At 70.1% G+C, this 12,785-nt stretch carries 8 protein-coding genes; 4 read left to right on the top strand and 4 right to left on the bottom strand.

Annotation, left to right across the window (positions count from 1 at the left end):
* Positions 1-93: 93 nt before the first annotated feature.
* The 3 genes from AB5J53_RS36180 to AB5J53_RS36190 form a co-directional block, all read right to left on the bottom strand.
* Positions 94-1,623 carry a helix-turn-helix domain-containing protein gene (locus AB5J53_RS36180; protein WP_369249806.1) on the bottom strand — a complete coding sequence of 510 codons (1,530 nt, stop codon included), beginning with the start codon at positions 1,621-1,623 and terminating at the stop codon, positions 94-96.
* Between the two features lie 78 nt (positions 1,624-1,701).
* Positions 1,702-1,986, bottom strand: a complete 285-nt coding sequence (locus tag AB5J53_RS36185; protein ID WP_369249807.1) for a hypothetical protein — start codon at positions 1,984-1,986, stop codon at positions 1,702-1,704.
* Positions 1,987-2,286: 300 nt separating this feature from the next.
* The gene (locus tag AB5J53_RS36190) at positions 2,287-2,484 is read right to left on the bottom strand and encodes a DUF4236 domain-containing protein (protein ID WP_369249808.1); all 198 of its coding nucleotides are present in this window, start codon (positions 2,482-2,484) and stop codon (positions 2,287-2,289) included.
* A gap of 249 nt (positions 2,485-2,733) precedes the next feature.
* Between AB5J53_RS36190 and acnA the strand changes: the two genes are divergently transcribed.
* From acnA to AB5J53_RS36205, 3 genes are all read left to right on the top strand, one after another.
* The gene (acnA, locus tag AB5J53_RS36195) at positions 2,734-5,451 is read left to right on the top strand and encodes an aconitate hydratase AcnA (protein WP_369249809.1); all 2,718 of its coding nucleotides are present in this window, start codon (positions 2,734-2,736) and stop codon (positions 5,449-5,451) included.
* 167 nt (positions 5,452-5,618) lie between these two features.
* Positions 5,619-6,344 carry a response regulator transcription factor gene (locus AB5J53_RS36200; RefSeq protein WP_369249810.1) on the top strand — a complete coding sequence of 242 codons (726 nt, stop codon included), beginning with the start codon at positions 5,619-5,621 and terminating at the stop codon, positions 6,342-6,344.
* Positions 6,341-8,137 carry a sensor histidine kinase gene (locus AB5J53_RS36205; protein WP_369249811.1) on the top strand — a complete coding sequence of 599 codons (1,797 nt, stop codon included), beginning with the start codon at positions 6,341-6,343 and terminating at the stop codon, positions 8,135-8,137. Before AB5J53_RS36200 ends, AB5J53_RS36205 begins: the two co-directional genes overlap by 4 nt.
* Positions 8,138-8,183: 46 nt before the next feature.
* Here AB5J53_RS36205 and AB5J53_RS36210 read toward each other — a convergent pair whose 3' ends face one another.
* Positions 8,184-8,483, bottom strand: a complete 300-nt coding sequence (locus AB5J53_RS36210) for a hypothetical protein (protein ID WP_369249812.1) — start codon at positions 8,481-8,483, stop codon at positions 8,184-8,186.
* Positions 8,484-9,464: 981 nt separating this feature from the next.
* On the opposite strand from AB5J53_RS36210, the gene AB5J53_RS36215 reads away from it, so the two are divergent.
* A complete protein-coding gene (locus AB5J53_RS36215; protein WP_369249813.1) occupies positions 9,465-12,737 on the top strand; it encodes a GH92 family glycosyl hydrolase in 3,273 nt (1,090 codons plus the stop codon).
* Positions 12,738-12,785 lie beyond the last annotated feature (48 nt).

Below are 12,785 nucleotides of genomic sequence, written 5' to 3' on the forward strand. Positions count from 1 at the left end.
GGAGAAGTCGCACGAAAATGCCGCCGCACCTCCTCTGGCCTGCTCTCTTGCGGGTCAGAGGGTGCGGCGGCATTCCTTCGAAGCGTTGGTTGCTCAGATGTCCCGGAAGATCTCGATCTGCGCGCCGATCGTGTTGAGCCGCTCGGCGAGGTCCTCGTAGCCGCGGTTGATGACGTACACGTTCCGCAGGACGGACGTGCCGTCGGCCGCCATCATGGCCAGCAGGACGACCACGGCGGGCCGCAGCGCGGGCGGGCACATCATCTCGGCGGCCCGCCAGCGGGTCGGGCCCTCGACAAGGACGCGGTGCGGATCCAGCAACTGCAGCCGGCCGCCGAGGCGGTTGAGGTCCGTGAGGTAGATCGCCCGGTTGTCGTAGACCCAGTCGTGGATCAGCGTCTTGCCCTGCGCGGAGGCCGCGATGGCCGCGAAGAACGGGACGTTGTCGATGTTCAGGCCGGGGAACGGCATCGGGTGGATCTTGTCGATCGGCGCCTCCAGCTTGGAGGGCCGGACAGTCAGGTCGACAAGGCGGGTACGGCCGTTGTCGGCGAAGTACTCGGCCGTGCGGTCGTGGTCGAGGCCCATCTCCTCCAGGACCGCGAGCTCGATCTCCAGGAACTCGATCGGCACCCGGCACACCGTCAGCTCGGACTCGGTGACCACCGCGGCGGCGAGCAGGCTCATCGCCTCGACCGGGTCCTCGGAGGGCGAGTAGTCCACGTCGACGTCGATGTTCGGCACGCCGTGCACGGTGAGCGTGGTCGTGCCGATGCCCTCGACCCGTACGCCCAGGGCCTCCAGGAAGAAGCACAGGTCCTGGACCATGTAGTTGGAGGACGCGTTGCGGATGACGGTCACGCCGTCGTGGCGGGCGGCGGCGAGCAGCGCGTTCTCGGTCACCGTGTCGCCGCGCTCGGTCAGCACGATCGGGCGGCCGGGGGAGACCGAGCGGTCCACCTGCGCGTGGTAGAGCCCTTCGGTGGCGGTGATGTCGAGACCGAAGCGGCGCAGCGCGATCATGTGCGGCTCGATCGTGCGCGTGCCGAGGTCGCAACCGCCCGCGTACGGCAGCTTGAAGTGGTCCATACGGTGCAGCAGCGGACCGAGGAACATGATGATCGAGCGGGTGCGGCGGGCCGCCTCCGCGTCGATGGCCTCCATCTCCAGCTCGCTCGGGGGCACGATCTCCAGGTCGACACCGTCATTGATCCACCGGGTGCGGACGCCGATCGAACCGAGCACCTCCAGAAGGCGGTACACCTCTTCGATGCGGGCGACGCGGCGCAGCACCGTGCGCCCCTTGTTCAGGAGCGTCGCGCACAGCAGCGCCACGCACGCGTTCTTGCTGGTCTTGACGTCGATCGAGCCGGACAGACGACGTCCGCCGACGACGCGCAGATGCATCGGACCCGCATAGCCCAGAGAGACGATTTCACTGTCCAGGGCTTCACCGATTCGGGCGATCATCTCAAGGCTGATGTTTTGGTTGCCGCGCTCGATGCGATTGACGGCGCTCTGACTGGTGCCGAGCGCCTCGGCAAGTTGCGACTGTGTCCAGCCCCGGTGCTGCCGGGCGTCACGGATGAGCTTGCCGATGCGTACGAGGTAGTCGTCTGCCATGGCGCGACCGTATATCGGATGTGAGATAAAGAAAAATGGAGCGCGTCCTTCCGAGTGTGGGGCGCCATGAAGCGCTGGTCACAAGGGAGTTCGGGCGCCGTGTTCCAGGAGTGCGGCGACGATGGTGGGACACCTCGGCCGCAGCCAATTGAGGTCGCCGCCAATGAATGCCGTGAAGAGGCGCTTCCATGACGGTTCGTCGGTATTGAGAAGTTTTGTCACCAGTTCGGGCATTTCGCCGGTTGCCTGGCGCGCGGTGGTGCGGACGGCGGCGGGGAATTCACGGCGCACGGCGCCAACGGCCAGATGATGCAGCCCGCCCGCCGCGCCCGAGGCGTGATGTGCCCGTCCGGCGCCCGCCATGCCGTCGCCGAGAAAATGGCTCCCTTTCGTGCTCTTTGGTCAGTACGGCCTCATCGCGTACGTACGGCAGTTCGAGGACACGGTGCTCCTCTTTGTGCTCCCCGAAGTTGGCCGCGGGGTCGTCCAGGCCGAGGAGGCGCGGCGCGGCGGCCCACCCCTCCGGTCGCCGCGATGCCCAACTGGCGTGCCGACTCCATCACATGGGCCTGTGCCCTTCGGGAGGTACATGGCCTTGCGTCCCCGGATGCGCATGGGCCTGCCGGCGCCATCGGATGCACATGGGGCTGCACCCCCCGGAGGTCACCGCCCCCGCCGCCGCGTCGTCCGCCGCCATCCGAACGGACCAGGCAGATCCATCGACGTCGTCCGGCGCCCGGTGCTGCTGTGCGTGCGCCGTGGCCCGTGCCGCCCGCCCGTGGTGATGGACCACGATCGGCGGTTGATGTTGAGCCGCACGCCGGGAAGGATGCGGAAACTCTTGCGGAACGTGAGTGGCATGGCTGCCCCCCTTGCGACGGTTATGCCGGGTGCTTCCCGGCCGACACCGGGTACCCCCGAAGGAGGCCGGGCATGACCAGCCCGCGCCCATGTACTAGAGTTATCTCGACATCGAGATATCTGCCGAGGCGCCCCGCAGCCGCCACCCCGGTAAGGGTTACCTAACTTAGCCTTACCTTAGCGGATCGGTCCATCAGTCGTGGCGGCAGGATTGCGGTGGGTACGCGCACATCAATGAAGGAGACTGTCGTGTCGGCGAACAGCTTCGACGCCCGCAGCACGCTGCAGGTGGGCGACGAGTCGTACGAGATCTTCCGGCTGGACAAGGTGGAAGGCTCGGCTCGCCTTCCGTACAGCCTGAAGGTGCTGCTGGAGAACCTGCTCCGCACCGAGGACGGCGCGAACATCACCGCCGACCACATCCGCGCGCTCGGCTCCTGGGACTCCCAGGCGCAGCCGTCGCAGGAGATCCAGTTCACGCCCGCCCGTGTGATCATGCAGGACTTCACCGGCGTGCCCTGTGTCGTCGACCTCGCCACCATGCGTGAGGCCGTCAAGGCGCTCGGCGGCGACCCGGCGAAGATCAACCCGCTGGCCCCGGCCGAGCTGGTCATCGACCACTCCGTCATCGCCGACAAGTTCGGCACCAACGAGGCGTTCGCGCAGAACGTCGAGCTGGAGTACGGCCGCAACAAGGAGCGCTACCAGTTCCTGCGCTGGGGCCAGACCGCCTTCGACGAGTTCAAGGTCGTCCCGCCGGGCACCGGCATCGTCCACCAGGTGAACATCGAGCACCTGGCCCGTACGGTCATGGTGCGAGGCGGCCAGGCGTACCCCGACACCCTCGTCGGCACCGACTCGCACACCACCATGGTCAACGGCCTGGGTGTTCTGGGCTGGGGCGTCGGCGGTATCGAGGCCGAGGCCGCGATGCTCGGTCAGCCGGTCTCCATGCTCATCCCGCGCGTCGTCGGCTTCAAGCTCACCGGTGAGCTCACGCCCGGCACCACCGCCACGGACCTCGTGCTCACGATCACCGAGATGCTGCGCAAGCACGGCGTGGTCGGCAAGTTCGTCGAGTTCTACGGCGAGGGTGTGGCGGCGACGAGCCTCGCCAACCGCGCCACCATCGGCAACATGTCGCCGGAGTTCGGCTCCACGGCCGCGATCTTCCCGATCGACGACGAGACCATCAAGTACCTGAAGCTGACCGGCCGCAGCGAGCAGCAGCTCGCGCTCGTCGAGGCGTACGCCAAGGAGCAGGGCCTCTGGCTCGACCCGGCCGCCGAGCCCGACTTCTCCGAGAAGCTGGAGCTCGACCTCTCCACGGTCGTCCCGTCGATCGCCGGCCCGAAGCGTCCGCAGGACCGCATCGTCCTGGCCAACGCCGCCGAGCAGTTCAAGCAGGACGTCCGTAATTACGTGGACACCGTGGACGAGGCGGGCCAGGAGTCCTTCCCGGCCTCCGACGCCCCGGCCATCCACCCCAACGGCGCGCCGTCCAACCCGGTCCAGGTCACCGCCCCCGACGGCTCGACCTACACGATCGACCACGGCGCGGTGACGGTCGCGGCCATCACCTCCTGCACCAACACCTCGAACCCGTACGTCATGGTCGCCGCCGCGCTCGTCGCGAAGAAGGCCGTGGAGAAGGGCCTGACCCGCAAGCCGTGGGTCAAGACCACCCTCGCCCCGGGCTCCAAGGTCGTCACCGACTACTTCGACAAGGCGGGCCTGACCCCGTACCTCGACAAGGTCGGCTTCAACCTCGTCGGCTACGGCTGCACCACCTGCATCGGCAACTCCGGCCCGCTGCCGGAGGAGGTCTCCAAGGCCGTCAACGACCACGACCTCGCCGTCACCTCGGTGCTCTCCGGCAACCGCAACTTCGAGGGCCGGATCAACCCCGACGTCAAGATGAACTACCTGGCCTCCCCGCCGCTGGTGGTCGCGTACGCCCTCGCGGGCTCCATGAAGGTGGACATCACCAAGGACGCCCTCGGCACCGACCAGGACGGCAAGCCGGTCTACCTGTCCGACATCTGGCCCTCCGAGGCCGAGGTCAACGACGTCGTGGCGAACGCCATCGGCGAGGACATGTTCAACAAGTCCTACCAGGACGTCTTCGCGGGCGACGCCCAGTGGCAGGCGCTGCCGATCCCGACCGGCAACACCTTCGAGTGGGACCCGCAGTCCACCTACGTCCGCAAGCCCCCGTACTTCGAGGGCATGACGATGGAGACCACCCCGGTCTCGGACATCACGGGCGCCCGCGTCCTCGCCAAGCTGGGCGACTCGGTCACCACCGACCACATCTCCCCGGCCGGCGCGATCAAGGCCGACACCCCGGCGGGCAAGTACCTCACCGAGCACGGTGTCGAGCGTCGTGACTTCAACAGCTACGGCTCCCGCCGCGGCAACCACGAGGTCATGATCCGCGGTACGTTCGCCAACATCCGCCTGCGCAACCAGATCGCGCCGGGCACCGAGGGCGGCTACACCCGCGACTTCACCCAGGCCGACGGCCCGGTGTCGTTCATTTACGACGCCTCCCGCAACTACATCGAGCAGGGCACCCCGCTGGCCATCCTGGCCGGCAAGGAGTACGGCTCCGGCTCGTCCCGCGACTGGGCGGCCAAGGGCACCGCGCTCCTCGGCGTCAAGGCCGTCATCGCCGAGTCGTACGAGCGCATCCACCGCTCGAACCTCATCGGCATGGGCGTCCTGCCGCTGCAGTTCCCGGAGGGCGCCTCCGCCGAGTCCCTCGGCCTCACCGGCGAGGAGACCTTCTCCTTCACCGGCGTCGAGGAGCTGAACAACGGCACCACCCCGCGCACGGTGAAGGTCACCACCGACACCGGCGTCGAGTTCGACGCGGTCGTCCGTATCGACACCCCCGGCGAGGCGGACTACTACCGCAACGGCGGCATCATGCAGTACGTGCTGCGCAACCTGATCCGCAAGTAAGCGGTCCGGATCCGCAAGTAGGCGGTCCGGCAGGGCAGTTGAGGGCCGCATCCCCGGTGACGGGGGTGCGGCCCTTCGCCGTTCGCCCTGCGCCGTGCCGCTCAGGGCATCGGCAGGGCTCAGATGGAACACAGGGTTCCCTCAGCGGACCGGGACACGATTGCCACATGTCTGGCACTTCTGGGGTCCGTGGCGGCCGCGTTCGTGTGCCGATCGTCGACGACGAGCCGGGGCTCACGGAGCTGCTGTCCGTCGCCGTCACAGAGGCGGGGTGGCGGCCCTGGCCGGCGGGCGACGGGGAGAGCGCGCTGCGCGTCGCGCGCGGCCGCGCCCCGCACGCCGCCGTGCTCGACGGGATGCTGCCCGACCTGGACGGACTCCAGGTGCTACGGCGGCTGCGGTACGAGAATCCCAAGCTGCCCGTTCTCATGCTCACCGCCCGCGACGCGCTGGAACACCGCCTGGACGGGCTGGTCGCCGGCGCCGACGACTACGTGACGAAGCCCTCCCCCCTGGAGGAGGTCGTGCTGCGCCCGCGCGGGCTGCTGCGCCGGGCCGGTGCCGCCGAGGCGGGGCCCGACGGGTCCGCGCTCGTGCTCGGCCATCTCGTGCTGGACGCGGAGAGCCGCGAGGTGCACCGCGACGGTACGCCCGTCCGGCTCACGGCCCAGGAGTTCGACCTGCTGAGCCTGTTGCTCAGCCGTCCGCGCCAGGTGCTGAGCAAGGCCCAGATCCTGGACCACGTGTGGAGCAGCTCCTTCGACGGCGGCGGGAACCTGGTCGAGGTGTACATCTCCTGCCTGCGCCGGAAGACCGACAAGGGGCGGGCGCCCGTGATCCACACGGTGTGTGGGGTGGGTTACGCCATCAGGCCGCCTGAGGAGGGGAGATGAACGGCGTGCGGGCCGTACAGGGCGTACAGGATCGGTTGCGGGGGTGGTCGCTGTCGGCCCGGTGGCGCGGGGGCTCGGAGGAGGCCTGGTCGCCCAAACGCTGCCCGCGGGCCCGGCTGGGCGGGCGGTCCCTGCGGACGCGACTCCTCGTCCTCATCAGCGCGGCGCTGGTCGTCGTCTGCGCGGCCATGGCCCTCACCACCGTCTTCGCCCAGCGCGCCTATCTGCTCGGCAACCTCGACCGGCGGGTCACCGACGCCGCAGAGCGCAGCCGGGGCGGTGTCCAGGTCGGGCCGGACGCCGGCACGGACCTGGCGTTTCTCAAGGAGCAGGGGCAGGCGGCCGGTACCGTCGCCGCCCGGCTCGACGACGACGGGAACATCCTCTCCGCCCAGGTCGTGACCGGTGCAGGCGGACCGGAGGCCCTCACCAGCGCTCAGCGTGCCGCCCTCGACGGGATCAAGGCCGACGGCTCGCTGCACACCCGGACCCTCCCCGGCCTGGGCACCTACCGGGTCACCGCCCTCGACGGCGGCGGACGGCCCGTCCTCACCGCCCTCCCCATGAACGACGTACAGGACATGATCCGGGGCCTGGTCATGGTCGAGGCGTCGGTGGCGGCCGCCGGGCTCACCGCCGCCGCGTGCGTCTGCGCTGTCGTCATCCGGCGTCAACTGCGCCCGCTCGGGCGGGTCGCCGCCACCGCCGTCGAGGTCTCCCGCTCGCCGCTGGCACACGGCGAGGCCACCGGGCTCACTCGGGTTCCGGACGCGGACGCCGACCCCGGCAGCGAGGCGGGCCAGGTCGGCGCCGCCCTCAACCGCATGATCGACCATGTCGAGTCCTCGCTAGCGGAACGCCGGCGCGGCGAGGAGGAGATGCGCCGCAGCGAGGAACGCATGCGCCGTTTCCTCGCCGACGCCAGCCATGAACTCCGTACGCCCCTCGCGTCCATCGCGGGTTACGCGGAACTGATGAACCGCGGCACCGAGAGGACCGAGGCGACGCTGGCCTGGCGGCGCGTCTCCGCCGAGTCGGCCCGGATGAGGGGCCTGGTCGAGGATCTGTTGCTGCTCGCCCGGCTCGACGAGGGGCGGCCCCTGGAGTCCGCCGAGGTGGACGTCGCGGCGCTCGTCGCGGAGACGGTGTGGGACGCGCGGGCCGCGGGAGAGGGCCACGACTGGCAGTTGTCGCTGCTTCTCGACACCCCGGCGCTCGTCGTGGGCGACGAGGCCCGGCTGCACCAGGTGGTGGCCAACCTGTTGGCCAACGCCCGTGTGCACACACCCGTTGGCACCACGGTGATCGCCTCGGTGGAGGCCACGGACAGGAGCTGCGTCATCCGCGTACGCGACGACGGTCCCGGCATCCCGCCTTCGCTCCTGCCCAGGGTCTTCGAGCGCTTCTCCCGCGCCGACGCCTCCCGTTCCCGCATGTCCCCCAAGGACGGCGGCTCCGGTCTCGGTCTCGCCATCGCCGCGGCGATCACGGCGGCCCACGACGGCACCATCCAGGTGCAAAGCGCCCCGGGCCGCACGGAGTTCACCATCGAACTGCCACCGGCCGGCCACGCGCCGAGCGCGGGCACGGCGACCGCGGTGCGCACGACCACGAGCGTCGGCACGACGGCGGCGGACACGGCCACAAGCGCCGGCACGACGGCGGCGGACACGGCCACGAGCGTCGGCACGACGGCGGCGGACACGGCCACAAGCGCCGGCACGACGGCGGCAGGCTCGCCCTCGCCCTCGCCCTCGCCCTCGCCCTCGACCGCGGCCCCGGCGTCGGCCTGAACTCCCGCTCCACGGACGGAGGTCGGTCGCGCCCCCGGGACCGACCCTAGACCCAGCCCAGCGCCTGTCCGACCACGAACGGGGCAGGGATCAGCAGCGCCATTCCGAGCCACGGACCCACGGGGTGGCCTTCCTGGCGGGGCATCAGGATGTCCACCACCAGCACCATTCCGAGGACGAACCCGCAGCCCAGCACGGCGCCGGTGATCATGCCGAGCGCGTTGTCGGGCGTCTCCTTGTCGCAGCCGATGCCGCCCCCGCAGTCGACCGACGGGTACGTGGTCAGCAGCCACCGCAGGCACAGGCCTGGGACGATCGCGACCAGCCCGATCAGGAGATTCGCCACCACGGGCGCCCACAGGCCGCGAACGGCCCCTGGACCGTGGCCGGTCCCTGGGCCATGGCCGGCACTCGGGCCGTGATCGACACCCAGGCCATGCGCGGTACCCGGGCCCAGGCCGACCCCGCTCTCGTCGTCACCACCCGCTTCGGAGCCCCACACCAGCCCGCCCTTTCCCCTTGCCCGCATTCATGTCGTTTTCACAAGAGAAGAGGGGATGCGCGCGCGGGGGGTTCCGGAGCGCCCGGCCCGGCGGCATCGCACATGCCTCCTACGCCCCTCGCGCCGCCTTCGTGCGTCCGTATCGCTTGCTGCGCCGGGCGTTTACACGGGTTCCGGAGCGCGCTAACTTCCGCACTGAGTGGGGTGGGAGCGCTCCCATCCCGGTGGACCGGAACCCGCCCCGGAGTCGCTCCCACCCCACGTGCACGTTCCTCATGACCAACGGGTGAAGGGCGTGACCCGGACAACCGACCGAGCCGCCACCCGGCGCGTGCTCCGCGCCCCGGGACGTCGCCGACTGGAACGGGGTGCTGGATCCGGGCGGGGGCGCGTCATTCGGGTACGTCATCTCCGGATCAGGTGATGATCCGCCAACAGACCTGCCAGGACAGGCGGGTTGACCTGCACTGCTCTGGGCGGACCGGGTGGGTGGTTCGGGACTCACCCGGTCCGCGAGCCCGGGCGGGGTCGGGGGAGGCCCTGCCCGGGATGGTGCATAGCTTTTCGGGGTGGTGCGTGGCTTGTGCCGATCGCAGTGTGCGACAACGTTGTCGAATGGTCTGTACATGACTCTACCGCCTCAACAGACAACGATGTCAAGCGAGTTGATCGACTTCGATGGACGTACTGCTCCATCGGGGTGGATGCCGGGCGCGTCCCGGGCGCCGTACGCGGTCTTCCGTGGTACCCGTGGCGCACGTTACTGTCCCTGCGGCTTGTGCGACCTGTGGTGCGCGACCCGTCCGAAGGAGGAGGGGCCGCGTCATGCGTTTCCGTCCGTCATCCGTCCTGCTGGCCGTCGCTCTGACGGTCGGCGGCGCCACTCCGGCGCTCGCCGCGACCGCCGCACCACCGGACCTCGTCCGGGACCCCACCGCGTACGTCGATCCGCTCATCGGCACCAAGAACGGCGGCAATGTCTTCCCGGGCGCCGTCGTGCCCTTCGGCATGCTCTCCTGGAGCCCCGAGAACACCCGCGGGGACGCCACCCGCACGGCCGCGCCGGGCGGCTACCTGTACGACGCCACGCGCATCCGGGGCTTCAGCCTCACCCACATGTCCGGCACGGGATGCGCGGGCGGCAGCGGCGACATCCCGTTCTTCCCGTACGCCGGTGAGGTCACCTCCTCCCCGGCGAGCGACACCAAGGACGCCGTGTACGCGGCCGACTTCGCGCACACCGGCGAGACCGCCGAGCCCGGCCACTACAAGGTGGGCCTCGCCTCGGGCGTCACCGCCGACCTCACGGCCACCGCACGCACGGGCTCGGGCCGCTTCACCTTCCCCGCCGACAAGCCCGCCTCCCTGCTGATCCGTACCGCCAACTCCGAGGTCGGGTCGACGGATTCGTCCCTGAAGATCGACCCGGCGACCCGCACGGTCTCCGGGTCCGTCACCTCCGGGAACTTCTGCGGCTATCTCGACCCGGAGGGCCGACGCGCCTACTACACCCTCTACTTCACCGCACGCTTCGACCGTGATTTCAAGGCGACCGGCACCTGGCAGGACGACAAGCTGAGCCCGGGGACCACGGAGGCCAGTGGCGGCACCGGCGGATTCGGGCAGGGCGGCCGGCCCGTCGCGGGCAAGGGCGCCGGCGGCTATGTGGAGTTCGCGCCCGGGTCCGATCCCGTGAACGTCAAGGTCGGGATCTCGTACGTCAGTCGAGCGGGCGCCGAGGCCAACCTCGCCGCCGAGAACCCACCGTCCCGTTCCTTCGCCTCCGTCCAGGACGCCGCCCACCGGGCCTGGCGCGACGAGCTCGGTGCCATTCGGGTCGGCGGCGGCACGGACGACCAGCGCACCACCTTCTACACCGCGCTCTACCACGCCCTGCTGCACCCGAACGTCATCAGTGACGCCGACCGCAGATACAGAGGCCCCGACGACAAGGTCCATGTCGTCGGCCGCGGCCACCGGGCGCAGTACGGCACCTTCTCCGGCTGGGACGTCTACCGCTCCCAGGTCCAGCTGCTGACCCTCCTCGACCCGGACACCGGCTCCGACATCGCGCAGTCGCTGCTCGAACTCGCCCGGCAGAACGGGGGAGTCTGGGACCGCTGGCTGCACGGCGCCAGCGGCACGCACGTCATGAACGGCGACCCGTCGGCGCCCGCGCTCGCCGGCATCCGGGCCTTCGGCGGCACGGACTTCGACCTGAGGGGAGCCCTCGACTCCCTGGTCCGGGCGGCGACCGTGCCGACCGAGCAGGATCTGTCCTCCGCGGGCAAGCCGGTCCTCTCGGTGGGCCAACGGCCGTCCCTCGACAAGTACATGGACCACCACTACATGCCGTCCGTCTCCAACGCCTGGGGCGGCGCCGCCGAGACCCTGGAGATGTCGGGCGCGGACTTCGCGATCTCCCAACTGGCAACGGCAGCAGGGGAGAAGAAGACCGCCGCCGACTTCGCTCGCCGCTCCCAGTGGTGGCAGAACAACTTCAACATCGCGGCCGACCGGAGCGGCGGCTACATCGCCAATCGCAAGGCGGACGGCAGCTGGGTCACCGGCTTCACCCCGGCCACTGGCAACGGCTTCGTGGAGGGTACGGCGGCCCAGTACACCTGGATGGTGCAGCACGACCCGGCCGGCCTCTTCGCGGCCATGGGCGGCCGCGACAAGGCACTTGACCGGCTCGACGCCTTCTTCCACAACCCGGACGGCAGTTGGGCCTTCACGGGAAGCGGTGGCGACAAGTCCGAGCTGGACAACGAGCCCTCGATCAACGTGCCCTACCTGTACGACTACGTGGGCGCCCCTTACAAGGCGCAGCAGACCGTCCGCGCGGCGATGAACGCGCTGTGGTCGACGCAGCCCGGCGGCATCCCCGGCAACGACGACCTCGGCGAGATGTCGTCCTGGTACGTCTTCTCCTCGCTCGGCATGTACCCCCAGGTGCCCTCCCGCGCCGAACTCACCCTGTCCTCACCGCTGTTCCCCAGGATCGAGATCGAGCGCCCGGACGGCGACGACATCGAGATCCGCGCGACCGGCGCGGCCGCCGACTCGCCGTACATCCAGTCCCTGAAGGTCAACGGCCGTACCAGTGACCGGCCTTGGCTCCCCGCCTCCTTCGTCCGGGACGGCGGCACCCTCGACTACACGCTGGGCGGCACCCCCGACCAGCAGTGGGGCAGCTCCGAGACCGCCGCCCCGCCCTCCTTCCGCGAGGGCGAGCAGCCGTACCAGATCGGCGTGGGCCCGACCACCGCGACTCTTGCGCCCGGCGGCAGCACGAAGCTCGACATCCGCGCCCTCGCCCTGAGCGGCGGCGCCGGGCCCGAGGTGCGCTTCCACGTGGACGCGCCGGACGGTGTGACGGCGACTCCCGCCGAGGGCACGGTGACCGACGGTACCCAGCAGATCACCCTGGCGGCCGGTGAGGATGCCAAGCAGGGCTTCTACGACGTCAAGGTCACGGTGACGTCGAACGACACGTCGTACGAGCAGCCGGTCGCGCTCACCCTCGCGGCCCCCGGCTCCCTCCTCGCCGCGTACAACAACACCGGTGTCTCGGACGACGCCGGTGACCACGACGAGGCCGACTACGACGGCGGCGGCTGGAGCTACTCCCGTCAGGCCCTCGCCGACGCGGGCCTGACGCCTGGCAAGCAGGGCACCGTGGACGGCCTCACCTACACCTGGCCCAACTCCCCGTCCGGCCGCCCCGACAACGCCTCGGCGGCCGGCCAGAGCATCGAACTCGCGCATGAGGCAACCCGGTTGTCCTTCATCGGGAGCGCGGTGAACGGCAATCAGAAGACGAACGCGACCGTCACCTACACCGACGGCACCACCGACTCCATCGACCTCTCCTTCACCGACTGGACCGTCGGCGGCGGAGGCGGCACCGTCCAGTTCGGCAACGAGACCGTGGCCAAGGCCGCGTACCGCAACGTCGCGGGCGCCGACAAGGACCCGGTGACGACATACGTGTTCGCCACCGAGCCCTTCGAGGCCCCGTCCGGCAGGACCATCAAGAGCGTGAAGCTGCCGGACAACGCGGACCTGCACGTTTTCACCGTCGCCGTGAACTGAGCGAGCGCGCGCACAGGCAGGGCGGGCGCGGAGGATTCTCCGCGCCCG

It is taken from the genome of Streptomyces sp. R41, from assembly GCF_041053055.1.
Taxonomy (GTDB): Bacteria; Actinomycetota; Actinomycetes; order Streptomycetales; family Streptomycetaceae; genus Streptomyces.

Excerpts from the sequence above, each read along its gene's own strand:
- AB5J53_RS36180 (WP_369249806.1), bottom strand. The coding sequence starts at position 1,623 with ATGGCAGACGACTACCTCGTACGCATCGGCAAGCTCATCCGTGACGCC.
- AB5J53_RS36185 (WP_369249807.1), bottom strand. The coding sequence starts at position 1,986 with ATGGCGGGCGCCGGACGGGCACATCACGCCTCGGGCGCGGCGGGCGGG.
- AB5J53_RS36190 (WP_369249808.1), bottom strand. The coding sequence starts at position 2,484 with ATGCCACTCACGTTCCGCAAGAGTTTCCGCATCCTTCCCGGCGTGCGG.
- AB5J53_RS36200 (WP_369249810.1), top strand. The coding sequence starts at position 5,619 with ATGTCTGGCACTTCTGGGGTCCGTGGCGGCCGCGTTCGTGTGCCGATC.
- AB5J53_RS36205 (WP_369249811.1), top strand. The coding sequence starts at position 6,341 with ATGAACGGCGTGCGGGCCGTACAGGGCGTACAGGATCGGTTGCGGGGG.
- AB5J53_RS36215 (WP_369249813.1), top strand. The coding sequence starts at position 9,465 with ATGCGTTTCCGTCCGTCATCCGTCCTGCTGGCCGTCGCTCTGACGGTC.